Source organism: Paenibacillus sp. J31P316, assembly GCF_056269105.1.
This window is the reverse complement of record NZ_JBWDNI010000005.1, coordinates 216648-241441: the sequence shown is the minus strand read 5'-3', so window position 1 is coordinate 241441 and position 24794 is coordinate 216648. Positions and strand designations below refer to the sequence as shown.

Sequence of the window (24794 nt, the reverse complement as noted above, 5' to 3'; positions counted from 1 at the left end):
GAGGAACGACAATGGGCGTGAGACTGAAGCCAGTCACGATCGACAATTGGTACGCTTGTACGCAGCTTCAAGTCAAGGAAGAACAGCAGTCCGTCTTTCCGGCACCGGTCGTCTATTGGATCGCCGAATCGAAGTACATCGCCGATTTCGAATTGCGCGCGGTGTACGCGGACGATGACGGAGCGGAACGAGTCGTCGGATTTATCGTGTTTTGCGGGAAGCCGGACAAGGACGGGAACTGGTGGATACCAGCGTTGTTGATCGACGGCCGGCATCAGGGCAAAGGTTACGGGAGAGCGGCGATGGAGCAGCTGATTGCGTGCATGACGGAGCTGAAATGCAAGAGGCTCATGATCGGCCACAGGCCGAATAACGACATCGCCGGCAATTTGTATGCGTCGCTGGGCTTCGAGAAGGTCAGCGACGCCGAGATCGACGGTGAAATCGTGCGGCTGCTGCTAATTGGCTAGGCGTACACGACCGCAGGAATTCAGGGATCGCAAGCGGCCACAACAACGGGAGGGATTCATTTTGTTGAACGAAACCTCGAGCCTCGCACTCGATGCCGGGCTGTCGGCATTCATCGAACGCATGACGGCCGGTTCGATCGGCCGGATACAGCCAGCGACGGAAATAACGCGCCTGGACGCCAATCGGGTGAAAGTAACGCTTTCCTTTGTTTTGGACGAGACGGTACGGCAGGACGACTGGCAGCTCCATCTTACGCCTGCGTTTAGCCCGACCTTCCATTGGTCGCCGCATTTGACGCCGACAGACAATCATATCGTCGATCAGCATAGCTTCCGCTCGCCGGCGCTCATCGCGCATGACGCGGACCGGTGGCTGGCCGTCGTTCCCGATCTGGACATTCTGCAAGGCGGAACGCCCGTACGTTGGTACATGGACATGAATGCGCGGGACAATCGGCTGACGTTAGGCATGAGCCGTTATAAGGTGACCGAGCATGTGCTTTATGAGAAGGATGCAGGGGCGGCGTATCCGACAGGGACTGTCGTGGTCGGCTTTTACGTGCTTACGGGGGAAGGACCGGCCTATACGCAAAATCCTTGGCGTCCCGTGCTTGACCTGCTCTGGGACAAGTGGGGCAGCCATCGGTTTCAACGCGGAGAGCCGATCGGTCGGCCGCTTGAACCCTATGTCGACCATGCGTACGAGTGGGCGTTCCATTCGTGGAAGGACGCCGTGTGGCAGCAGTTCGAGCTGGACGGCAAGACGGTGGGCGCGCCGGTATTCATCGTGAACGTGACGCAGAGTCCGAACTATCCCGGCATAGTCGACGAGCGCGAATTCCGTTCCGTATGGAACCAAGCCTGGTTCAGCTCCCTCCGCTCGGCCCAGGGCTTGTACCGCTACGGTCAGGCAAAAGGCAGCCTGGAAGATCTCGAGCGCGCGCGGATGATGAAGGAACTGGCGCTGTCGGCACCGCAGCGCGAAGGCTTCTTCCCCGCCGTCATCGCGACCGAGATGGAGCAGGTCGTGATCGAAGGACAGACGGTGAATCGCTCCAAAGGCTGGGGCACCGCGTTCTGGGGCAACTCCAACCGCAACCCCGTCACCCGCTCTTCCCGCGAGGCGCCCTATCACGTGCTCGATATGAGCTTTACGGCGCTGCTTATGCTGAGCTGGTACGAGGAGCTGGAGCAGGACGAGCGATTGCTGGCATACGCGGTTCGCTATGGGGACGCGCTTCTCGGCTTGCAGGATGACAAGGGGTATTTCCCGGCCTGGCTGGATCAGGCGACGCTGCAGCCGCTGCGCGAGCTGGCGGACTCGCCCGAAACGTCCATGTCGGTTACCTTCCTGCTGAAGCTGCATGCACGAACCGGCAACGAGGCTTACAAGGAGGCCGCTTTGAAAGCGATGGACATCGTTGCCGAGGAGATCATCCCCGTCGGTCGGTGGGAGGACTTCGAAACGTATTGGTCCTGCAGCGGATACGGCAGCGGCCATCTGGTTCACGACAAGGTCGAGCGCAACAACATGTTTAAGCAGTGCAACTTCTCCATGTATTGGACCGCGGAAGCGCTTCTGGCCAGCTATAGGCAAACCGGAGATTCCCTCTACTTGCAGCTCGGGCAGCGCTGTCTGGACGAGCTGCTGATGACCCAAGCGTCCTGGCAGCCGCCTTATATTTACGTCCGCGCGCTCGGCGGCTTCGGCGTCATGAACGGCGACGGGGAATGGAACGATGCGCGGCAAAGCTTGTTCGCCGAGCTGATCATCGAATACGGGCAGCAGACGGGCAGCCGCGAATATATCGAACGGGGCCTTGCCGCGCTGCGATGCGCGTTCGTCATGATGTACTGTCCGGAAAATCCGACCACGCAGGCGCAGTGGGAGAAAGCGCATCCGTTCTTCAACGAGAAGGATTACGGGTTCATGATGGAAAATTACGGCCATGAAGGCGTCGTGAACGACAACGGGCTCGGTATCGGAGAGTTCACGATTTTCGATTGGGGCAACGGAGCGGCGGCCGAGAGCTTCCTGCGCATGCGGGATCATCACCGCGAGCTGCTGCAGCAGCACGGGATGATCGAATAGCCCTCGGAGCGGCATGCGGATTCGGTGCGCGGATTTACATTGGACCAGTTCATGACGATACGAAGGAAGCGGGACGGGGCGGATGCCTTGTCCCGTTTTTATTGGATGAACGCGCTGATTGAATGATCGCGAATTTGGGTTAATGAATAGTCTTGTGCGAAGGTCGGGCAGGAAATGCAACCATTTTTAGCCAACATTATGGTTTTTGGGAGGTATCGTGCATGAAGCCTATGTTTTCAAGCAGACCTGGAAGAATGAGATGGGTTTACGTGATGGTAGTCGCTATCCTCTGTACGGCTCTGAGCATGCCGATCACGGCAAGCGCAGCCTATTACAACACCTACAGCACCGCCGCCAAGCTCAACAATGCCAATGGCTGTTACGCCGCGCAGGGATTCGCCGTGGGATCCAGTTACGTCTATTCCGTCAAAGTAAACAGCAGCAATAATAAAGCCGTCATCTATCGGACGAAGATGAGCGACGGGACCACTGCCCTCATGAAAAACGGCGATAACGGGACAACGTACGCAACCTACCTCGGCCATGCGAACGACGTGGTGCTCAGCTCCATCGGGGGAAAATTTTATATGTTCGTCGTCACCATGAACGCCGGCAGCATGAGTCTCGTGAAGCTGCAATACGTAGGCACGACCTATTACAAAGTCGGACAATACACCATCAAATACAAGAATGCGAACAAAGCGATGTCGGGCGTGAAAATCACGAGCAAAGACCCTTCCCGCATCCATTTTCTCTTCAAATCCGGACTGAGCCTGTACAGAGGATCGCTTCCATTGACCGCCAACAGCGGTACCATTAATGTCACGAGCAGCTTTAACCTCAATACGAAAGACGCAAAGGTCAACGGCAGTACAATAGCGAACATTGCCTCGTATGCATCCCAGGGATTCGGTTACAGCAACGATACCCTCTATGTTCCGCTGACTTATAAAAACGTCAGTGTCGTCCTTGTGTACCGTCATCCCTCTACCGCTTCGGGTACCCTAAAGGCAGATGCCAATCTATCCTTCCGCATTACGTCCGCTGCATACGCTGACCTTTTCGAGATCGAGGGCGTAGGAATCGGCAGCGGGGGCAAACTGTGGTTCAGCACCAATCGCAGAACGAAAGCGGGCGATACCGCCCACGACGGCGTGCATTATTTCAACAATTTCAAGGCTTCCTAACTCATTAGCCGCCTCGGCATTCGCCGAGGCGGTTTTGCGAGATTCTTCGCCGCGTTGGTCCTCGATTGAAATCTTTCGTCTCCGCATGCACCGATCCTCCAAAAATGGCGCTCTCTCGAATAATTCAGCATCCTCACTCAGACGCGCATGCATTGCCGGTCTTATAATGATATAGCTTTTCATTTCAACGCTTCCCATACGGAAAAGAAACAACTAAGCATAAAGAATTATGTTAGTTTTTATTACATTTATTAAAGAAGAATGAATTGTTTCTACTAAATATTCATGATTCACTTAGTATTTTGCGTAATTATTAAAAACATATGATATATAAATTGACATATACAAATTATTTAAATAGGATATGTTATGTAATCTAACATTAAAGAGAGATCATACTGGAGGATTGGAAATGAACATCAAGAACAGAAGTGGCTGCAGAAACGACAAGATCAGAAGGCCGCGCATGAATCGACGAATCGTCCAAACGCTGCTCGCCGGAAGTCTGCTTTTGCAGCTCCCCGTTCTCGCAAATGCGCAATCCGCGCCTACCGGTACGGTAACAGGAAACGCGCTGCTCGCCATGCTGAAGCAAGCCGCGCCCAACGAGCCGACCATTACGATTCCGAACGGCGACGTTCCCGTCGCCAGGGAAACCGCGGCGCAAATCATCCAAACATTCATTCATCTAAACGATTATTCGGCTGCCTACTCCGATGTGTCGGCTGGCAGCCCGTACGCGGCTGCCGTCGGTGCCGTAACGAACGCCGGCATTATGAACGGCATCGGCAGCGGCAAGTTCGGACTAGGCGAGAAGCTGACCGAGGCGGGCGCGAAGCTGATCGGCGAGCGCGTTGCGGAATATTTGCGCCTTGCTGGCATCGATGCGAACACGGTCGAAGGGCTGACGATTTCGCAGATCGAACAGGGGATCAAGACGGGGGCTTTCTCCTGCGGGGAGCTGGTTTCCGCCTACGCGGCGCGTATCGAAGCCTATGATCAACAGGGACCGAAGCTGAATGCCATCATCAATATGAATAAGCAGGCCATGTCCCAAGCTCAGGCGCTCGACGAGAAGCAGCGGTCCGGTCAGCAGCTTGCCCCGGCGCATTGCGTTCCCGTCGTCGTGAAGGACGTCATCAATACAACCGATATGCCGACTACCAACGGCTCCGAGCTGTTCAAAGACTGGGTGCCGGACTCCGATGCCACCGTTATTAAACGTTTGGAAGCGCAAGGCGCTATCATTCTGGCTAAGACGAACCTGGATGATTTCGCGGCGGCCGTGTACGGCATTTCAAGCCTCCAAGGCGCAATGCGTAACCCATACGATCTCGAACGCACCGTCGGCGGCTCATCGGGCGGCAGCGCGGTGGCGGCTGCCGCGCAGTACGCGCCGCTTGCGATCGGTACGGATACCGGCGGCTCGCTGCGCATTCCGGCCGCGTTGACGGGCGTGGTCACGATTCGTCCGACGATGGGGCTCGTGAGCCAGCATGGCATTTTTCCGCGCGCAGCGTCGCAGGATGCGGCCGGTCCGCTTGCCGCGGACGTTCAGGATGCGGCTATCGGATTGGACCTTATCGCGGGCTATGATCCGGCGGATCCGCTTACCGCGCGCAGTTTAGGCATGGTACCGCAATCGGGCTATGCATCTTTCGCCAAAGGCGGCAACTTGAAAGGCGTCAAAATCGGCCTCGTAACGGGCGGCCTCGCTATTTGGGGCGACCAGCCGAACGGTCCGGTCGTCGCGCTGCTGCGCAAGGCTGCGCAAGACATTAAGGCGCTTGGCGGACAAGTCGTCGAAATCGGCGGACCGAACAAAGACCTGCTCGGCCCCTCGTCCGTCATTACGTTCGAGTCCCAACGGGACGTAAACAAGTTCCTCCTGGAACAGGGCAGCGGCGTTCCCGTCCGATCGTTCAAGGAGCTCTTCGACTCCGGGAAGTACAGCAAGTTTGCCAAGGAATCCTATGACCGCGAGATCAAGGTGGATCCGACGGGCTTGGACAAGAACCTCGACTACCAACGTGCGCTTTCCACGCGTACCGCATTGCAGGATTGGACGTTGAATGAGATGGCGAAGAACGGATTCGCGGCCATTGCCTACCCATCATCCGCTCAATTGGCGGATCTGATCGGCAACGAGCAGGCGGGGCTGTTCAGTCGCTGGAGCGAGAATACGGGCTTCCCGGCGATCAGCGTGCCGATGGGCTACGCTGCATCCAAGACGGGTACGTCCATGCCGGCAAACATCGAATTTCTCGGACGCGCATTCGACGAGTCCGGCCTCATCCGCATCGCCAGCGCGTATGAGCAGTCGACGAAGTTGCGGGTAGCCCCGCCATTGCCTAAGATTTCCGTCGCTGCAGCGAAATAGATTTACCCGAAGAGAGCGCAATGACGAAGGGGGATGCCCAAGCCAATCGGCTTAGGGGCATCCCTTTTTTTGGGCGAATGGCTTGGCAAGGAGAGTCGTTTGAGGAACGGCCGGCAGACGGCAAGCCATAGAGCGATCGACTCTTTAAAGTCGGTCTGCATGAGACGGTTGCGAGTTCCGAAGATGAAAAAGTTGGTTTGCAAAGAACCGCCCGGTGTAATACTAAGGACACTCTCTATCGAAAGGTGGAATACACGATGAATGCAACCTCCAACAAACAAGAAGCGGTCGAGAAGGTTCGGGAATTGATCAAGGACATTAAAACGGCGATGCTCACGACGGTGTCGGAAGAAGGATTGGTGTCGCGTCCCATGAAAACCCAAGACGTCGAGTTCGACGGCGACCTGTGGTTCCTGACGAAGAAGGATACGAGCAAGTTCCATGAGCTGCTTCGCAACCGGCAGGTCAACGTGGCGTACGCGGGCAAATCGTTCGTCTCGATCCGCGGCGAAGCGGAGCTCGTGGAGAGTCCCGAGAAGGTCAAGGAATTTTGGAATCCGCTCTACGAGGAATTGCTCGAAACGACCTATGACGATCCGAATCTCGTTCTCATCAAGGTCAATGCCGATACGGCCGAGTATTGGGATGCCGGAAACAAGTTCAAGATGGTGAAATACTTGTTCGGCAGGCTCATGGGGAAGGAATCGGAAGGAACGGAGATAAACCGGATCGTGGAATTGAATTAAGCCTTCGCTAAGCTAACGCATAACGCAAAAATTCCGCTCAGCGCGGAATTTTTGCGTTAGACGGGTAACGGGGCAAGTTACGTTCTTCCCCTTGTTTCGTCGACGGAATAGTAGCGGATGCAATACAAGCCGCTGAGTCCAACTAAAATATACACAATGCGGCTGGCCCAGGAGGATTCCCGGTGAATATCGCCCCCGAGAATCGCGGTGACCAGATCCCATTCAAACAGACCGACAAGCAGCCAATTCAGTGCCCCGATAATGACGAGCGTGAGCGCAACCTTGCCCATAGTTGACCATCCTTTTAGGTTCAAAGTGCTTACATCTGAAATATGCGTTATTTACGCAGAATTCATACGTGTGGCACGATTAGAATCGGTTGTGAACGGTTCCCTTTCGGGTCACTTCGCACTAATTCACTTGTTTGGTCTAGCTCTGCAGTCTGGCCGCGGCGTTGCCGTTAAGCCACCTCGTTCGCCGTCCTGGGCCGACGGGCTGCTACTCTGCTGCGGATGACGATGACGCTGAGCAGGCTGAGCCCGATCATGGCCGCGCCGGCGAACAAAGCCGGCACGATGTGATCGCCGAAGTCGGCGGGCGACTGGACGGCGGCTCCGGACTGGAACACGAGTCCGCCGATGGCGATGCCGAACACGCCGCCGAGCTCCCGCATCGCGTTGCTCATGCCGCTCGCCTCGCCTTCGGCCGATTCCGGCACGGAGGAGAGCAGGCCGTGCGAGATGGGCGTGAAGCTGAGTCCCATGCCTGCGCCGGCCATCATCATGAGAGGCATCATGTAGCCGAAGGAGAAATCGACGCCCATCGAGAGGATCTCGAAGGCGAAGCCGAGCAAGGCTCCGACCTGCAGCAGAAGTCCGGTCGTGAGGACGGCCCGGGTTCCGAACTTGCCGACCGCAAGACCCGCGAGAGGCGCGGCGATCATGGTGCAGCCGGTCCAAGCCATTTCGCGCACGCCGGCTTCAAGGGCGGAATAGCCTTGCGCTTGCTGCAGGAACAGCGTGAGCAGGAAGATGGCGCAGAAGATGCCGGCGTTCATCCAAAATCCGGCGAGCACCAAGCTGGTATAATTCGATTTGCGGAAGAGATCGAAGCGGATGAACGGCTGTTTGCGACGGCGTTCCCAGAGGTAGAATAGCGCGAGCAGCGCTGCGCCGCCGGCCAGCAGGCCGATGACGGTCGCGGAGCCCCATCCGTCCGTATTGCCGCGTTCCAATCCGAATACGATGCCGAACAGTCCGGAGCCGAGAAGCAGAATGCCCAGGAGATCGATCGGTTTGCGCACGCCGCGCGCTTCTTGGAGCCATTTCGTGCCGAGCGCGAAGGCGGCGATGCCTACAGGAACATTTACCCAGAAGATGAGCTGCCACGGTGCGCCGTTTACGATCAAGCCGCCGACAAGGGGGCCGATCGACAAGCCGAGCCCGGAGATGCCGGACCAAATGCCGAGCGCCGCCGCCCGTTTATCCGGGGGAAATGCGGAGTTGACGAGCGTTAGGCTGATCGGAACGATCGCGGCGCCGCCGACGCCCTGCAAGGCGCGGGACAGGATAAGCTGGATGGAACTTTCGCTGATACCCGAGAGGGCGGAGCCGATCGTGAAGATCACGATGCCGGCGAGGAACATGCGCTTGCGGCCGAATCGTTCCCCCAGCACGCTGAAGGGGATGAGCAGCACGGCGAACGCGAGCGTATAGGCGTTCATGAACCATTCCAGATCGGACATGCTGGCGTGGAAGGATTCCTGAATGGACGGAAGCGCGACGCCGATGACGAGATTGTCGAGCATGGCCATGAAGAGCGCGGCGCACGTGACGACGAGCAGTTTGACGCGGGATGCAGTAAACATGTGAACACTCCTTTTTAAAAATATTTAGTGGTGAATAAATAATAATCCGTGCATCTGGAGGAATATTATTTATTGATAAATAAATGAAAGTTCAAAAAAAGCGAAGTTTAAGCTAGATAACGGAAGTGGCTGCTAGTCGTAGGTGAGGTGAGCGCTGCTGGACCCTGCAAATGCAAATGGTTCATCGGAGCGAAAATGGCGGCGGGTATCGATAGATGACAGATAAGGTGGGGGACGCCTGTGTGTATGCTTTGTATAATCGCTCACTTAATTATTTATTAATAAATAAATGAGTGGGCCGATAAAAAGCAACGGGACCGTCGGTCGGCGCTGCCTTATCGTTAGGGTCGATTATTGCAGGGGTTCTGCCTTATCCGCACCGGATTTCGTTGGAGGCTTCTCCCGCCAGCGGCACAAATGCGGAAGATCGAGCGTCTCCGACATGGCGATCAGCAGGCCATGGCCGATGAAGACGCTGGCTTTGTCGTCCGCATCCGGAAGGCCGGCTTGCTCGAATCGATTCTTGACGCGTTCGTAGATGATATCGAATTCGCGGCGCGTATGCTCTCTGATCGCGGGCTCCGGCGTGGTGTAGGACATCATGACGAGCAGAATCTCATCGCGATGGCTCAGGAGCAGATCGACGAAAGCTTTGCCCATGAATTCCGCAAGATGCTCGGGCGGTGCCTGCACGGTGGTGAAAGCATGCAGGATGCGCAGATGCGCGCGCTCCAGTACGGCGAGATAGAGCGATTCCTTGGATTTGAAGAAATGAAACACGTAAGGCTGGGTTACGCCCACGCTGTGCGCTACTTCCGCGGTCGTCGTCTTGTAATAGCCTTTCTCCGCGAACAGCGTGGCAGCGGCATCGAGAATCTGTTCTTTACGATTAAGGGATGCGTCGTCTTTGGATGTCATGGGATGCGGCTCCTCACGCGTTATTTATTGACTAATAAATAAATATCATATTCGCCAAGCTGCTGTCAATCTTTTCTTTTTATCCGAACGGAAATTGGGCCGCCGTCCATTTGGCGTTTGAGGGCTGCATGCGCTACACTGTTTGTATGGGCAACCCTATCGATAAGGAGGATTTTTACATATGAGTAACTTGCAAGGCAAGGTATATACGGGCGATTCCAAGGTGCTGCAGTTGTTCGAGGTGCTGTCGCAAATTCCGCGGGGCTCCAGCAATGAGAAGGCCGTCAGCGATTTCGTGGCGGATTTCGCGCGGGAGCGGGGCTGTACGGTGCTGCAGGACGACAAGCTCAACCTGATCATCCGCAAGCCGGCAGCGTCCGGATACGAGCAGGCGCCGATCGTTATTTTCCAAGGCCACTTGGATATGGTCTGCGAGAAAAACAAAACGACGGTGCATGATTTCACCAAAGACCCGATTCGCTTCCGGATCGAAGGCGACATGATCTATGCGGAAGGCACGACGCTCGGAGCGGACAACGGCATTGCCGTGGCGACGGCGATGGCGATCATCGATTCGCCGGACATGGCGCATCCCGAGCTGGAGATTCTGCTGACGACGGAGGAAGAGACGAGCATGGGCGGCGCGTTCCATTTGGATGCCTCCCCGCTAAAGGGCCGCATGATGATCAATTTCGATTCCGACCGCGAAGGCATTCTGTTCGTGAGCAGCGCCGGCGGTATCAATGCGTACCACTCGGTGCCTCTTGCTTGGAAAGAAGCGGGATCTGCGGCCGGGGAGCCGTACACGATCAGCGTGCAAGGATTAATGGGCGGCCATTCCGGCGACGACATCATTCATGAGCGCGGCAACGCGAACAAGCTGTTGGGCCGGGTGCTGGACGATCTGCGCTGCCATGCGGCATTCGATCTAGCCGGCGTCAGCGGCGGCATGAAGGTCAATGCCATTCCGCGCGAAGCGGAGGCCGCGGTCTATATGAGCGGGGACAACAAATCGGCGGCTGAAGCCCGAATCGCCGAGTTGAATCGCATCCTAAAGGACGAGTTCCAAGCGAGCGACAAGGGCGTCTCCGTCGTGCTGCAGGCCGGATTCGACGAGAAAGGCGGAGCAGGGGCCACGGCTGCGGCCGCTGCCGGCAAGGCGTTCGCGGATGAAGTGAAAACCTTGGTTATCCGCCTCCTGACGCTCATCCCGAACGGCGTGCTCAGCATGGACAAAGCGATCGGCAACCTCGTGCGCACGTCGTCCAATCTCGGCGTCGTCTCGGTAAATGACACGCATGTCGTCATGCAAAGCCTGTCGCGCAGCTCGGTGCGTTCGCAAACCGACGAAGTCATGCGCGTGATGGAGACGCTTGGCGAGACGGCGGGCTGCGAGTTCAGGACCGATCATTATTTCCCGGGCTGGCCGTACCGTGCGGATTCCAAGCTGCGGCCGGTCATCGAAGCGGCGTACGAGAAACGCTTCGGCAAGCCGATCGAGATCAAGGCGATCCATGCCGGCCTCGAGTGCGGCGTGCTGATCGAGAAGATGCCGGACCTCGATGCCGTTTCGTTCGGCCCGAACATGTACGAGATCCACACCCCGGACGAGCATCTGTCGATCTCGTCGGTGGAGCGGACATGGCCGTTCATCGAGGACGTGCTTCGGTCGCTGAAAGGATAGGAACGTGCTAGCCCGCTTTGGAGTAGGAATTGTTGCACGTCATACACAAAACAGCCAGGCCTCTTAGGGGCTTGGCTGTTTTTATTGCTATAGGATAGCGGGACACAGCTGCTATATTAGCTGCCTTGTCCTGTGGCTTGTCCCGCGCCTACAATTTTGCCCGCAAGGGCAGCGAGCTGCGAGCGCTCCGTCTCCGTAAGACCTTCAACGGCGGCATGCAGCTGCCGCTCGATCTCGGCGCCGCCCACTTGCACTAACTGCTGCCCGGCACTAGTGATGCGCACGTTGAATCCGCGCTTATCGCTCGGAGAGGCTACGCGTTGGACGAGTCCACGGCGTTCGGCGCGATCGACGAGGCCGGTAATGCTCGACTTGTCGAGGCCCAGATGCTGGGCCAGCTGTAGCATGCTTGGCTCTCTGTCGCGCACGATGCCAAGGAGGCGCGTTTGAATAATCGAGAGCTCATGCTCGGCTCCGACGCGGCCAAGTATGGATTGGACCAAGAAGGACAGCTGCACTAAGCCGTCCACGATCGACAGCTTATTTGGATCATGAGCGGGTTCCGTGATCGTGTCAACGATCATGTCTAGGCGCTTGTCTATGCTTTGGTCTATGCTCTTGTCTATGTTCTTGTCTACGTTCTTGTCTATGCTCTTGTCTATGTTCTTGATTTCGCTCTTCTCTTTGTTCTTGGTCTTGTCTTTGATCTTGTCTTTAATTTTGTCCTTACTCTTGCTCTTGTCCTTGTTCTTACTCTTCATTTTGGTCTTTTCTTTGCTCTGGTCTTTTTCCTTGTCTTTGTCCTTATCCATTAGTCTCACTCCGGGTATGCCATATTTCAAAGCAAGCGACCCACGGGCACGCAAAGAAGCAGAATACGCTCAATCTAAACTTCTAATTCAAAACTCAACTTTTCCTTCAATCAATTCAAGCAAAGTTTGCCTCAAGTATACGCCTCTTCCGAGCAAAGCGCCTTCTCCTTCTATTATACCATAGGTATTGACTTTGTACGTATAACAAACTATATTTGTTTGTGAAACAAACTAAAGTCGATCATTCGATTGGAGGCCCTTATCCTTATGATACATGCTGCCGTTGTACATTCGTTCGATGCAGCTCCGAAATACGAAGCGTTCAATACGCCTGCTCCTGTCGGCAAGCATGACGTTCTTGTAGACGTTCTTGCCGCGGGATTACATCCCCGCGTGCGTTCGCAAGCGAACGGCTCGCACTACACGAGCACGGAACAACTGCCATTGATTCCCGGGATCGACGGCGTTGGACGGCTGCCGGATGGTCAGCTGGTCTATTTTGTTGCCCCCGACACTGCACTGGGGACGTTCGCGGACAAAGCGGTCATCGACGTCCGACGAAGCGTGCCCTTGCCGGGCGGAGCTGATCCGGTTCGAATCGCCGCGGCCATGAATCCGGCCATGTCGGCATGGGTCGCGCTGCGCCGCCGGGTGGAGTGGCAGCCGGGATGCAAGGTGCTGGTCCTTGGCGCGACCGGTAATTCCGGACAAATGGCCGTGCAGATCGCCAAGCTCCTGGGCGCCAGTCAGGTGATTGGAGCCGGTCGGGATCAGCGGCGTCTTGACTCCCTGCCGGCGCTCGGTGCGGATAGGGTCGTATCGCTGGCAGGCGATCCGGAGGCAGCCGCAGAGCGTGTCGGAGAGGCAGCATGCGACGTGGACATCGTAATTGATTACCTCTGGGGCAAGCCTGCCGAGCTGACGATGGTTCCCATGCTGACACGAAGAGCCGATCGAAGCCAGGCGCTGACTTGGATCCAAATCGGTTCCGTCGCCGGCCCGACGGCTGGGGTACCTTCAGCCGCGCTGCGATCGGCCAACTTCACCCTGCTTGGCAGCGGCCAAGGCTCGGTTACGGCGGCGGGGTATTTGGCCGAATTCCCGGCGCTGATCGACGCGATTGCAAGCGGAAGCCTTCACGCGAACGCGGTACCTTATCCGCTTGCCCGCGTGGAGGAAATTTGGTCGGCGCCTGCAGTTGCAGGGGAGAGGGTTGTTTTCGTCCCGTCGACATCGTGAGGACTGCTTGCTGTACTGATTGCTCTTCGGCGAACAGCGAGCAGCGAGTAGCGTGGAAGTTGCTTGGTGTCATCTTTCGTTTTTTGGCTCTTGCTTTATTTGCAATTTTCAGACTATAATCGAGGTGATTTCTGTTATGTGTGACTGGCGTAACGTGGAGACCCACGGGGGAGCACATATTTCATAGCGCCGTACGCCTGGGCAGAGGTAAGGGGATTTCCCCTTGCCTCTTCGTGCTTTTATAGCGTTCGGAGGACATTGACGAGGAGGGGTTTGAATGAGAATCGCGTTTATTTTGTTTGATGGAGTTACGTTCTTGGACTTTGTCGGGTTTTACGATGTGATTAACCGGTTGACACATTTTGAAGCAATCAAGGATACGACCTGGGATATTTGCGGCATGAGCGATACCGTTACCGACGAGCTTGGCATGACGATCAACGTGAATCGAGTAAAGCCGGATTTATCCGAATACGATATGATTTTTGTTCCTGGGGGAATGGGGACGAGAGCGTTGCGGTTTGACGAATCGTTCATATCCTGGCTGCAAGGCGCGATCGACGCCCGTTATATCGTCTCGGTGTGCACCGGAGCTTTATTACTCGGAGCGGCCGGGTATCTGCAGCAATCGAAGGCTACGACACACCCTTTCACATATGAGCTGCTGGAGCCCTATGCCCAAGAAGTCGTCCGCACCCGAATCGTGCATCACGGTAATGTGATTACGGCCGGAGGAGTCGCGACGTCCATAGACTTGGGCTTATACGTGGTTGGACTCTTCCTGAATGCGAGCGAAGTCGACAGCATTAAGAAGCAAATGGATTATCCCTATACGCCGACTGGGATTGTGATCGTATAAACGAAGGAGATGTTACCTTTGCAGGTCGTAAAATACTTCATGCTATGGATTTCGTTTATCTTCTTATTCACGGCTGCCGTGTTGGGCCTGGAACTCACGGAGGGATTCAAAATCACGACAACGGAATATTACGGCTTTCATAATATCGGCCTTATTTTTGTCGCGGCGATGTTTCTGCTGGCTTGCGTCGTTTATCCGATCGTTCTGCTGCCGTTGTCTATCGTGATGAGGAGGCTCGTGAAGGCTGCGATTGGCAAAGTGCTGCTATTTTGTTGCATTGGCGGGATCGGCGGGGCTTATATGTTCCACTTCTTGTACAATGACAGTTTTGTTCAAGAATATGATTTGAGCAGCGGCACCGCAGTGCTGCTCTTCGGCGCTGTGGGCGTCGTCTATGCCTTGATTGATCATAATTTGCAGCGTCGAACAGCTCGCTAATACAATGTCGGGGGATTGGAAAAAGCGCCTGGACATTGTCGGGGCGCTTTTGCTTATTGGCTATGAATTAGATCTTCGTATATGCGATCGAATGCATATAGTAGGGATCGCCCTCATCGGCGTCTAGATTGTTCAGATGGATGGTGACTGAGAACGCGGTGGATTTATATGTGGCTTCAAGTTCGAGACCGCCATACAAGAGCGCGGTTGCGAGTAAACCATAGTCGTCGTCCGCGAACTCTTCGGCGTATTGCGCTTGCGTATCCTCGTCTACATACCAAACGACGTCATCGGCAACGGCGCCTTTATTGTAAACCTTCTCGAGGTAGGTCTTATCTTTCTCGTAAGCTGCTAATGCCCCGTCAAAATCATCGGTGCTGTCGTCGAACATGTAGTAGACTTCTGTTAGTTTCCCGCCCTTGAAATCGTAAACGATACTGCCTGTCACGCCGTTCGGAAGCGTGGCGTCATAGTAGGTCAGGGAGGCATTGCCATCCGCGTCTTTATCGGAGTCGGTCAGCTCGTTCTTCTCGATCTTCTTCACTTGCTCGACCGTTAGACCGAAGCTCAGCTGGAAGAAATGATCGACGGCAGCCGGCTTGCCGATTTGAACGACTTGAAGCGTTTTGTCGTAAACGGTAGGTATCTTGAGCGTCTCGGTCATGAACTTCACCGGTACGTAAACGGTGCTGCCGATTACTTTGGGCGCAGCGGTCAATAATTTCTTCTGTCCGTTGACGAATGCGCTTTTGCCGCCGACGGCGAATGTGATTTTGACATTGGCGCGCTTTAAAGTATACAGTTTCGCCTTCGAGTCGTAGGAAGCTGTATAGCCCAGCGCTGCGAACACGGACTTGTAAGGCAAGTAGACGCCGGTCTTGTCCACGGCAGGAGCACTGTCAGCCATCATACGCTGTCCGTTGACGAACAGAATGGGGCTTGCGTTGTCAGTCGCGGCAGCCGGAAGCGCGAAGGCAATCACGAGAATGAAGGCAAGCAGGGTGGAAACGAATTTCTTCTTCATTAGTACAAGCAACCTCCTAGTGTGGGAAAAACTTTCTCTATCGTAAGATAATAGCAGAACTAGAAACCGTCCTTTATCATACTACGGAATTCGCTTTGGAGTCATTAGTTGGTTGGCATACACCGATTGCAAGCCGTATCAGATCCTTTCTGATGCGGCTTTTTTAGGTAGAGAATTCTTCTTAACGAATCACTGCCTATAATCACGTCCTCCCGGTTGTTACAATAACTCTCAGCATCAGGTTGTGCATCCAAATGAAATTAGAGAGAGAGGAATTCGTATGACCGTACCCAAACAAAGCTATACGATCTGGTTCTCGCAGCGAACCGGAAGCACCTTATTGAATCGAGCGCTGGCCTCCACCGGAGTGGCTGGCGACCCGAGCGAATGGCTCCACCTGGACCACGCGAGCCCAGAAGCTTTCACGCGCGAAGACCTTGAAGAACGATGGAGGTGCGGCACAACGCCGAACGGCGTGTTCGGATTGAAGAATAGCTTCAAGCAACGGTGGATTGACGCCTTTCGCGTGATGTTCGAGCTTCCGCCGAATGCTAAGCGGGCTGAGGTGTGGAGCACGGCGTTCCCGAACTGCAACAAGCATATTTACATGACGCGCCGCAACAAAGTGAGGCTGGCTGTCTCGTGGTGGCGTGCCATCGTCTCCGGAGAGTGGCATCGCGAGTTTGGCCAAGAACCGCAGGAGCAGGATATCGCCGGTCAGTATAAATATGAGGCCATCAATCATCTGCTCTTTGAATGCTCCATCCGCGAAGCAGCCATAGAAGACTTCTTCTCCGAGTCCAACATCGTGCCGCTGACGATCGTTTACGAAGATTTCATTCAGGACTATGAGGGAACCGTCAGACGCGTCCTGGAATTCCTGGAAATTCCCGCTGATGACGTGACGATCGCCCCGCCGTCGTTGGACAAACTAGCGGATGAGGTTGCGGAGGAATGGGTCCAGCGGTTTCGCGGAGAAAGCCAGAAGGACTGGGAGGTTAAACATTGGTAGGCATTCTCGTCCTCGTCGGATTGCAGCTTAGCAATTATCGTCTTAGATTCTATGATTCTACTTAGCATAAGCAAAGTGCGAGGTTGAAGCGCCATTGTCTTCATGAGGCAGTCGATTGTATTGGCTGTCTTTTTTCCATTTTCAGGATGGATTTGCGTAACTTTTCCTGACCGGATGCAGTCTATAAAACAGGGGGGAGTTTATGCGAAAAGTTGTGGCAATCGGCGTATTGTTGATTTTGGTGTTCGGCATGGTAGTCCTGTATTCCATTCAAAAACAACATTTCTCGGCTAAACGGACCTTCGATGAAATTGCCCCGGGAGAAGTGGTACGGATTGCATACCGGGACGGGGGAAACGGCATGCTGTACGAATCAGCGAACGAGACGGACATCGAGCGTCTGATCCAAGCCTTGCGCGCGACCGATTATCGCGAGATCGAGCCGGATCCATGGACGGGAGGCGACGGATTACGGCTCTATTCGAAAGGCGGCGGGGAGGTCGCCGGTCTGTCTTTCGGTCCGGGTCGGCAGATCGCGATTAACGGCGTTTATTATAAAATGACCCGCGCTATCCATGAACGGCTGGCAGTCTTTTTTCGTGATTTTAAGGTAGACCGCAATGTAAGCGGGGGCGCATCGGCGGCGCCAAATATTTTTCTGCCCTCTCCTATCCAAGGGACGAGGGCTGTTTTATGATGAAGACAAGGAGATGATGACATGTCGAATTGGTTCCTGCAAAGCCGTTTTGGTATCTTCTCGCATTATACGTGCTTTAAACCCGAATTCCGTCAAACGATATTCCCCGATGGCAGCTTTCCGGTCGATCTCGACCATCTGGCCGAGCAATTCAATGCCGCCGGCTTCGCGGCCGACGCCCATCGGTTCGGCGTGGATTACGTGACCATCACGGTCTGGCATGCGGCGATGAACGTGCTGTACCCAAGCGCCGCCAGCGACCGCTGGAGGCCTGGACATGCGGCGAAGCGCGATGTCATCCGGGATCTGATCGATGCGCTGCGACCGTATGGCATTCGGCTTATGCTGTACATTCATGTCACGGACGGACACGACTTTACGCCCGAGGAGCAGCTTGCGACGGGATGGAACGATCCGTCGGACGGGTACCTGAACTGGAACAACTTTGTAAACGCTGTCTTGGAGGAGATGGGCGAGCGTTACGGTACGGGAATCGATGGCTACTGGCTCGATATGGTGTTCGACGCCGATAACTTCCATCGGATCGACAAAGCGAGGCTTCGGCAGAGCCTGCTCGCAGGAAATCCGGATCGCGTCATCGTGGGCAACGGCGGCTATGGCGACGGGGCGATCGCCTCGGACGGCGTCGTCACCGACTACGGCTCGAAGGAAATGTTCAATATTCCGCAGGATAACGGCTCGTGGCTGGCCACGGAGAACCAAATCGCGACGGTCGCGACGATCAAGGGAAACGCGCCCCATTACATATGGTGGGCATCCATTCCGCAAGGGACGAACGCGCTGATGTATGCGCCCGAGGATATGTATCGCTTCACGGTTCTCCAAGCCGGCGTAAACCGCAACGGAGGAGGGATGCTCTGGAGCGCCGGCAATTATGCCGGATTCGGAGCGCTTTGGGAGGATGGCGTGGAAGAGGGGTTCGCGGCGCTCGGCTCGTATATCAAAGCCGCGGGAGAATCGCTGCGCGGCTCGATGCCGAGCACGTCCTACGTCAGAGCCAGCGGCACGACGCTGAACGATTTGGCGGATGGCATCGTCGCCACCAAATCAATTAACGATGAAGTCGAGTATATCCATGTCCTATCTCCGCCGCAGGGCAATGTATTGGTCTTGCCGGCGCCGCGCGATGGCAAGCGGTTTGCCGATGGCATAATTGCAGGCACCGGCAGCGCGGTCGCCGTCTCGCAGGACGAGTCCGGCGTGACGATCGTCAAATCCGGCGCGGACGAGTGGGATCGATTGAACACGATTATTCGGTTGACCGTAAGCGAGCGACCATGATCGGCTGCGGGCCACGCGCAATACGGGAGGCGGAGCATTGAAAGCTATGGGCATTACTCTTCTTCTTGCCGTGTTTTTCCTGCTGGAGCTTGCCGCCATGGCGGCGTTCGGGTATTGGGGCTATCGGCTCGATGCGGCAGCGGCCTTGAAAGTCTTAGCCGCCATAGCGGTGCCGCTGGCGGTCATCGTACTCTGGGGGATATTTCTCGCCCCGAAAGCGGCGCTGTCCGTCCTCTCTTATCCCGTGCGGACGGCGCTGAAGTTCGTCGTCTTCGCGGCGGCTTCGGCCGCGCTCTATGCTGCCGGACGGCACGCGTTCGGAATCGTGTTCCTGGCGGCTTCGATCCTGGTCGTAGCCGCCGTGTTTATGTTGAATTTGCATGAGGCGAAGTCGGGCTGAATACGCCTGACCTGACCTGCAGACAGCCGTCGAGCGGCTGTCTTTTTACGTTGTTAGAGCCATATGCGCAGTTGTTAGCCATGGCTATGTGCATTTGGCATTCGTCGATTCAATCGAGTTGTATTAAAATGGTAACAATGGAAAAGAGCAACGACGTCTGCCGACGAGAGGACAATATCGCCGCATGAATGAACACGATAATGAAGCTTGGGATCGGGAAATCAGTGAGGATCTGAAGACTCGGTTCGGGCGATCCGTGAGCAAAGCGGAGCGAATCGACAAAGGCTGGCTCAACGTGAAATGGAAAATGGTCACGGACCAAGGACCGATATTCGTGAAGCACTATCACCCGGACCGCTACAAGCTGCATGCGAACCCGGAACGAAGAAGCGCGATGGAGCAGAATCTTCGGTTCCAACACCGGCTGAGCTTGGCTGGCATACCGTGCCCGAATGTTCGCAGCTGCAACGGGAGTTTTATACATGAAACCCCCTCGGGCTTGCTATATACGGTGCTCGATTGGGTGGAGGGAGATACTTCTCAAGCCGGATACTTAAACGCTGCGCAGATGTTTGCATTAGGCGAAGCGACGGGACGGATGCATCGATGGCTTCGGGCAGAAGCGCCGGCAGGCAAGCTTTCCTGGCAACCGGACAAGGACGCTTATTGGCGAGAGTGGCAAAGCAATTGGAACAAGGCGGAGGAGGCAGCGGATGAGACGGTCATGGAGTGGCTGAGGCGCTCGCGGGCCACGATCGAATCGCTGGACTTCGGCAGGTTCGAGCATTGCCCGACTGGCTGGCTGCATTGGGACTTGTGGGTCGACAATATTTTGCTGCATGCAAGCGGCGTGGCGAGCATCGTGGATTTTGACCGGATGGCCTTCGCCTACCCTGAAATCGATATCGCTCGAGCTGTTTTGTCGGGGGCGTTACGTGACGGGCAGATGAAGCTGATTGAAGCGCAGGCATTCTTGGAAGGATACCGCGGACAGAGCGAGGCTCCCCGGGGTATTCTCAGCCGATCACTGCGTTTGTTATATGTCATTGAATCCGGTTGGTGGCTGCGTACGGAAGTACGCCTCGATAGCGAGCTTACGGGGCTGCTTGCTCGGTTTATCGAAGAGATGCATTGGATTGAGGATCATTGGGATAGGTTGGCGGAGTTGGATGCGTTGTGAAGGATTGGACTTTCTCGGTGGACAACAATTCAACCATGGGGGATGGAACGGATGAAGATACGAGAAGCGTATGCGGAAGATGCGGAAGAGATCGCGAGGGTCCATGTGAAGAGTTGGTTATCCACGTACAAAGGAATCATTTCCGACTCGTATTTATCCACGCTAACCGTTGAGAGCAGGAAGAACAGCTGGATGTGGACGTTTCAGAACCCCAATAAACATGAACGACTATTCGTTGCTGAAGATCAGGAAGGGAACATCGTCGGATTTTCTAATGGCGGCCAGAGTCGAAGTCATGAATATACGCATGAAGGCGAGCTGTATGCCATCTATCTATTGCGGGATTATCAGCGATTAGAAATAGGGAAAATGTTGATCGATGCCGTCATGGATTCGCTAAGGGAGAATGGGTACTCGTCGATGATGGCGTGGGTTCTGAAAGACAATCCTTCCGTGGCCTTCTATCAGTCGCAAGGCGGCCGAATATTGGGCGAGAAGACGATTGTGATCGGTGGGGAGCGATTGACGGAGATAGCCATAGGCTGGGATCGCATATGAAAATGGCGCGAAACATGAGTTTCTATACAGGCTTGACTGCTTCGATCGGCTGTATCCTTTTATGCGCGATCCTGCTTTATTGGAATCCATATTCTGATGCACGGCCGGGCCGCGATACGATTTGGATCCTTTCCGTAATGGTGATCTTTCCGGCCTGCTTAGGCCTAGCAGCTGCTATTTATAAATTCCGACTGTTAATGATGATCGCCTTTATTTGGTCCTTCCCTTATTGTTCGTATCTCGCAATTGCTTCGATACCGAGTATTTTCAACCTCTTTGGCGTCGTGCTTCTGGGCTATCTCGGTTCCGCAATTGCAATGAAGAAGGCCTACCCGATTCGTTGGCGCTGAGCGCGTGCGAATCGGATAGGCTTGTTTTCGGTTGCAGAGAAAGTTGGCAGGACGCTTACTGCGCCAGCTCGCCAAGTCGGGCGAAGATCGCGAGCGCCGGGTCGATCGGCACGTCGGCGCGCCTCACGTCCTGCGGGATCTGGATCGTCGGCGTCGGGCGCGGACGGCGGTTGCCGAACTGCGGCAGCCATTCGCTCTCGGCGTCCAGCATCTCCGTCACCATGTCGCGGATTTCCTTCAGTGTCAGCACCGAGGACGTCAGCGGGTCGAGCGCGATCGCCTGCACGACCGTCTCCGGATCGCCGGACTTCGCCGCCATGACGGCCAGCCGTTGGACGTTGATGTTCGTCATGTTCAAGGCCGCGCACTGCGCCGGCAGCTCGCCGACGATCGTCCGGTGGATGCCGGTGCGGTCCGCGTATACGAGGCCTTCCGCGCAGCAGTCGTCCGGCAGGTTCTTGATCATGCCGTTGTTGCGCAGGTTGCCGCTGAACTTGAACGGCTTGCCGGTCTCCAGCGCCTCGATGATGTAGGCGCAGTATTCGATGCTGCGGGGCGGCAGGTCGGCGGATTCGTCCGTCAGCAGGTCGGCCTCGGTGTATTTATTCGCCACGTACACGCACCAGTTGTAGTACGCGCCGGATTCGCCGCCGAACGCGGGCTCGTCGCAGTAGAGGTCGAGCGCTTTCTTGCTGTGACGGAACCACGGCACGTATTCGGAGAGGTGGCCCGTCGACTCCGTCATGAAGTAGCCGAAGTGGCGGAATACTTCGCCGCGCACCTTCTCGTTGACGTAAAATTCCGGCTCCTCGAACTTCTCGCGCAGCTGCGGGTAGAGATCCTTGCCCTCGTGCTCAATCTTCAGGAACCAGCCCATGTGGTTGATGCCGCCGGTGATGAAGTCGATCTCCTGCTTCGGCACGCCGGTATAGCCGGAGATGAGGTCGAGCGTCGTCTGCACGCCGTGGCAGAGGCCGACGTACTGGATATTCGTCTCGCCGAGCGCCCAGCAGATCATGGCCATCGGGTTGACGTAGTTGAGCAGGATCGCTTTCGGACACAGCTCTTCCATGTCGCGCGCCACGTCCAGAATGACGGGGATGCTGCGCAGGGCGCGGAAGACGCCGCCGGGTCCGAGCGTGTCGCCGATGCATTGGTCGACGCCGTATTTGAGCGGGATCTTGTAATCCAGCTCGAAAGCGGTCAGGCCGCCGATTTGAAACGAGCAGATGACGTAGTTCGCGCCCGCGAGCGCTTCGCGGCGGTCGGTCGTGATGGAGACGCGGGCCTTGAGGTTGTTTTGCGCGATGACGCGGTCGATGTAGGCTTTGACATGCGTTGTCTTGGTCGTCGACGGCGCCATGAGGACGAACTCGGTTTCTTCCAGCACTTCCGTGGCCATGATGTCCAGGATCAGCGTTTTGCAGAATACGACGCTGCCGGCTCCGATGATGGCGACTCTTCTCATAAGGACACCCCGTTCTTTGGAATGGATGAAAAAGCGGATGGTGGAAGGCGTGGGGGCCCTGCGGCGGTACGGGTCTGCGTTCGCTGTTGTAGTTCGGAATTCTCTCATCTGATTAGACATTTAGAGGTGGAATTCCGACTACAAAGGCGATCTCCGACTCCGTACCTCCTCCGGGCCCCTGCTTCCACCGGGGCTTTTTAAGGCATGGCCTGCAGAACTTCCCCCAGCAGGGGGGCGTTGCAGGGTAGGGCAAGGATGATTGCGCTGCTTTAGGCAGCGCTTTGGCTTGGTCGGCCGGAGTTCACTCGCGTATTGAATGCTCGACCTGGATGGACTGCTGCGCCCGAGGCTGACCTTGCCTTGCGGCTTGGCTGCCGCCGTAACAGAGCCGGAGACTTTGCTGCGCTGCATTCTCTACGACCTGCTCTTGGTAACGCAATGAAGCCAAGCAAATAAGTGCAAATATGCACTTATTAATCAAGGGAAAGACCCTGCAAGAACAAATAGATGCAAATGTGCACTTATTTCTGGAATTTTCCCCCGAAAGTCACGTTTGCGTCTTAAATAGATGCATGTTTGCAGTTATTTCTTGATTTCAGGAATGAGAGCGCTGAATAAGTGCATATTTGCACTTATTTCTTTGCGGACGAGTGGCTTATCGCGATCGAACCCCGTGCCGAGCAGCTAACGTGGCGGCCAACGGTGCCGTGCAGTTAATGTACCGTGCAGCGAACGTGCCGTGCAGCTAATGTACCGTGCAGCTAACGTGGCGGCCAACGGTGCCGTGCAGCTAATGTACCGTGCAGCTAGCATGACGCGCGGCTTCCTTTGGTCGCGGATCACCGAGGCAGCGCGCATCCAGCGCGCGCGGGTGTCGTTTGTCGGACCTGGCGGCCTTGGACAGCGACCGTTCGGGGCAGCGCGCTTACAGCGTGCACAGTCCCAAATAAACCCTCAAAGGAGCAGGAATCCCTGCTCCTTATCGCTCTGCTCCTTAACCCCCAGCTTCTAAATCCTCGCTCCTTAACCCCTAAACCTTTGCCAAACCATTACCGTACGTCTTCGACATGAAGTCGATATAGGAACGCGCGAAGATGAGATCCTCGAGCGCTTCCTTCGACGCGCACGGCGCCGGACGTTCGCCGCGCACGGCCGCGAGGAAATTGCGCGCTTGGTTGCGCATCGCCGAGACGTTCGGCATGATCGGCTGGATGATTTCCGGCGCGCCGGCTTTGGCGCTGTCCTTGTAGATCGTCACTTTGCCCGCTTGCTGGCGAACCAGCGGCGCCGGAAGATCGACGCGGACGAAGCCGTTGTCGAACGCGACGTTGATATGCTCGTGCCATTCGATCGACGTGAGGTACGGCGCCATTTCTAAGCTGACCGTGACGCCGCTGTCGCTTTCGCCGACGAGCAGGACCCCTGCGCGGTCGCCGAACGTCAGCTTGTAGTTCTCGCCGAGGAAGAAACGGATCGCGTTCACTTGGTGGATATAGTAGTTGACGAAGATATCCAGCTCGCGCGTTTGGTCATCCGTGTAATCCGCCGGCCCCGGCTCTGGCGTCAAGGACGGATACGGATCGCCCGCGTTCAGCGGCTGGTCGGCCGCAGCCGTCCAATCGCCCGGAGGCATCGTCACGCGGATGCTCCGCAGCTTGCCGAAGTCGCCGCTCGCCTTCCAGGCATCGACTTCCTTCTTGGCGCGCTCCATCGCAGGGTCGGAGCGCTTGTGGTAGCCGACCATATGAAGCGTGCCGGTCTCCTCGCTGACGCGTACCAGCTCGCGGCCGGCTTCGACCGTCAGGCTGAGCGGCTTCTCGGTGAACACCGGAATGCCTGCGCGCAGGATGTCCGGAATCAGGGCGGCATGGTTGCGGTACTGCTGCGGCGCGACGATCGCGTCGACTTTCGCGTTTGCAATTAGATCATGGTGATTGCTGTACACCTCGGGAATGCCGTAACGCTGCGCGACGAGCGCGGCGGACTGCGGACGAATCTCGGCCAGCGCCACGATCTCGCATTCATCCTTCAATACCGCATAGTTGCTTAGGTGAGCCATCTGCCCCATACCGCCGCCGCCTACAAAACCAATCCGTACTTTGCTCATCGTT

Annotated in this window: 23 protein-coding genes and 1 riboswitch; of the genes, 16 read left to right on the top strand and 7 right to left on the bottom strand. The window is 55.9% G+C overall.

Going from position 1 to position 24794, the window contains the following annotated elements:
• Window positions 1-11 precede the first annotated feature (11 nt).
• From AC0YNU_RS18590 to AC0YNU_RS18570, 5 genes are all read left to right on the top strand, one after another.
• Window positions 12-470, top strand: coding sequence for a GNAT family N-acetyltransferase (locus AC0YNU_RS18590; RefSeq protein WP_475759283.1), 459 nt, complete (start codon window positions 12-14; stop codon window positions 468-470).
• 61 nt (window positions 471-531) lie between these two features.
• Window positions 532-2562 carry a hypothetical protein gene (locus AC0YNU_RS18585; protein ID WP_475759281.1) on the top strand — a complete coding sequence of 677 codons (2031 nt, stop codon included), beginning with the start codon at window positions 532-534 and terminating at the stop codon, window positions 2560-2562.
• 272 nt (window positions 2563-2834) lie between these two features.
• Complete coding sequence (locus tag AC0YNU_RS18580; RefSeq protein WP_475759557.1) at window positions 2835-3749, top strand: hypothetical protein; 915 nt, start codon at window positions 2835-2837, stop codon at window positions 3747-3749.
• A gap of 466 nt (window positions 3750-4215) precedes the next feature.
• On the top strand, window positions 4216-6129 hold the full coding sequence (locus tag AC0YNU_RS18575; RefSeq protein ID WP_475759279.1) for an amidase family protein: 1914 nt from the start codon (window positions 4216-4218) through the stop codon (window positions 6127-6129).
• A 257-nt stretch (window positions 6130-6386) separates the two neighbouring features.
• Window positions 6387-6875: a pyridoxamine 5'-phosphate oxidase family protein gene (locus AC0YNU_RS18570; protein WP_475759277.1), complete on the top strand. Its 489-nt coding sequence runs from the start codon at window positions 6387-6389 to the stop codon at window positions 6873-6875.
• Between the two features lie 77 nt (window positions 6876-6952).
• Here the strand turns inward: AC0YNU_RS18570 and AC0YNU_RS18565 are convergent, their stop codons facing one another.
• The 3 genes from AC0YNU_RS18565 to AC0YNU_RS18555 form a co-directional block, all read right to left on the bottom strand.
• Complete coding sequence (locus AC0YNU_RS18565; RefSeq protein ID WP_475759275.1) at window positions 6953-7165, bottom strand: DUF378 domain-containing protein; 213 nt, start codon at window positions 7163-7165, stop codon at window positions 6953-6955.
• Window positions 7166-7335: 170 nt separating this feature from the next.
• Complete coding sequence (locus tag AC0YNU_RS18560; protein ID WP_475759273.1) at window positions 7336-8742, bottom strand: MFS transporter; 1407 nt, start codon at window positions 8740-8742, stop codon at window positions 7336-7338.
• 351 nt (window positions 8743-9093) lie between these two features.
• Window positions 9094-9660 carry a TetR/AcrR family transcriptional regulator gene (locus AC0YNU_RS18555; RefSeq protein ID WP_475759271.1) on the bottom strand — a complete coding sequence of 189 codons (567 nt, stop codon included), beginning with the start codon at window positions 9658-9660 and terminating at the stop codon, window positions 9094-9096.
• Window positions 9661-9841: 181 nt separating this feature from the next.
• Here AC0YNU_RS18555 and AC0YNU_RS18550 point away from each other — a divergent pair, with 181 nt between their 5' ends.
• Entirely contained in the window at window positions 9842-11344 is a 1503-nt protein-coding gene (locus AC0YNU_RS18550; RefSeq protein ID WP_475759269.1) for an aminoacyl-histidine dipeptidase, read from the top strand.
• A 116-nt stretch (window positions 11345-11460) separates the two neighbouring features.
• On the opposite strand, the gene AC0YNU_RS18545 is transcribed toward AC0YNU_RS18550, so the two are convergent.
• Complete coding sequence (locus AC0YNU_RS18545) at window positions 11461-12156, bottom strand: MarR family winged helix-turn-helix transcriptional regulator (protein WP_475759267.1); 696 nt, start codon at window positions 12154-12156, stop codon at window positions 11461-11463.
• A 267-nt stretch (window positions 12157-12423) separates the two neighbouring features.
• Here AC0YNU_RS18545 and AC0YNU_RS18540 point away from each other — a divergent pair, with 267 nt between their 5' ends.
• The 3 genes from AC0YNU_RS18540 to AC0YNU_RS18530 all read left to right on the top strand — a co-directional run bounded on the left by AC0YNU_RS18540 (window position 12424) and on the right by AC0YNU_RS18530 (window position 14692).
• The gene (locus tag AC0YNU_RS18540) at window positions 12424-13395 is read left to right on the top strand and encodes a quinone oxidoreductase family protein (RefSeq protein WP_475759264.1); all 972 of its coding nucleotides are present in this window, start codon (window positions 12424-12426) and stop codon (window positions 13393-13395) included.
• Between the two features lie 130 nt (window positions 13396-13525).
• Window positions 13526-13605, top strand: a riboswitch (ZMP/ZTP riboswitch).
• 67 nt (window positions 13606-13672) lie between these two features.
• The gene (locus AC0YNU_RS18535; RefSeq protein ID WP_475759262.1) at window positions 13673-14254 is read left to right on the top strand and encodes a DJ-1/PfpI family protein; all 582 of its coding nucleotides are present in this window, start codon (window positions 13673-13675) and stop codon (window positions 14252-14254) included.
• 18 nt (window positions 14255-14272) lie between these two features.
• Entirely contained in the window at window positions 14273-14692 is a 420-nt protein-coding gene (locus AC0YNU_RS18530) for a hypothetical protein (RefSeq protein WP_475759260.1), read from the top strand.
• Between the two features lie 67 nt (window positions 14693-14759).
• Here AC0YNU_RS18530 and AC0YNU_RS18525 read toward each other — a convergent pair whose 3' ends face one another.
• Window positions 14760-15716 (bottom strand): copper amine oxidase N-terminal domain-containing protein, encoded by a 957-nt coding sequence (locus tag AC0YNU_RS18525; protein ID WP_475759258.1) that lies wholly within the window; start codon window positions 15714-15716, stop codon window positions 14760-14762.
• Between the two features lie 280 nt (window positions 15717-15996).
• Between AC0YNU_RS18525 and AC0YNU_RS18520 the strand changes: the two genes are divergently transcribed.
• The 7 genes from AC0YNU_RS18520 to AC0YNU_RS18490 all read left to right on the top strand — a co-directional run bounded on the left by AC0YNU_RS18520 (window position 15997) and on the right by AC0YNU_RS18490 (window position 21215).
• Window positions 15997-16728 (top strand): Stf0 family sulfotransferase, encoded by a 732-nt coding sequence (locus AC0YNU_RS18520; RefSeq protein WP_475759256.1) that lies wholly within the window; start codon window positions 15997-15999, stop codon window positions 16726-16728.
• Between the two features lie 202 nt (window positions 16729-16930).
• The gene (locus tag AC0YNU_RS18515) at window positions 16931-17425 is read left to right on the top strand and encodes a hypothetical protein (protein WP_475759254.1); all 495 of its coding nucleotides are present in this window, start codon (window positions 16931-16933) and stop codon (window positions 17423-17425) included.
• Between the two features lie 21 nt (window positions 17426-17446).
• The gene (locus AC0YNU_RS18510; protein ID WP_475759252.1) at window positions 17447-18727 is read left to right on the top strand and encodes an alpha-L-fucosidase; all 1281 of its coding nucleotides are present in this window, start codon (window positions 17447-17449) and stop codon (window positions 18725-18727) included.
• A gap of 46 nt (window positions 18728-18773) precedes the next feature.
• The gene (locus AC0YNU_RS18505) at window positions 18774-19127 is read left to right on the top strand and encodes a YrdB family protein (RefSeq protein ID WP_475759555.1); all 354 of its coding nucleotides are present in this window, start codon (window positions 18774-18776) and stop codon (window positions 19125-19127) included.
• A 184-nt stretch (window positions 19128-19311) separates the two neighbouring features.
• Complete coding sequence (locus tag AC0YNU_RS18500; RefSeq protein ID WP_475759250.1) at window positions 19312-20307, top strand: phosphotransferase enzyme family protein; 996 nt, start codon at window positions 19312-19314, stop codon at window positions 20305-20307.
• Between the two features lie 51 nt (window positions 20308-20358).
• Complete coding sequence (locus tag AC0YNU_RS18495) at window positions 20359-20865, top strand: N-acetyltransferase family protein (RefSeq protein ID WP_475759248.1); 507 nt, start codon at window positions 20359-20361, stop codon at window positions 20863-20865.
• Window positions 20862-21215, top strand: a complete 354-nt coding sequence (locus AC0YNU_RS18490) for a hypothetical protein (protein WP_475759246.1) — start codon at window positions 20862-20864, stop codon at window positions 21213-21215. Before AC0YNU_RS18495 ends, AC0YNU_RS18490 begins: the two co-directional genes overlap by 4 nt.
• 55 nt (window positions 21216-21270) lie before the next feature.
• On the opposite strand, the gene melA is transcribed toward AC0YNU_RS18490, so the two are convergent.
• Both melA and AC0YNU_RS18480 read right to left on the bottom strand, forming a co-directional pair.
• A complete protein-coding gene (melA, locus tag AC0YNU_RS18485) occupies window positions 21271-22683 on the bottom strand; it encodes an alpha-galactosidase (protein WP_475759244.1) in 1413 nt (470 codons plus the stop codon).
• Between the two features lie 1030 nt (window positions 22684-23713).
• The gene (locus tag AC0YNU_RS18480) at window positions 23714-24790 is read right to left on the bottom strand and encodes a Gfo/Idh/MocA family protein (protein ID WP_475759243.1); all 1077 of its coding nucleotides are present in this window, start codon (window positions 24788-24790) and stop codon (window positions 23714-23716) included.
• Between the last annotated feature and the right edge of the window lie 4 nt (window positions 24791-24794).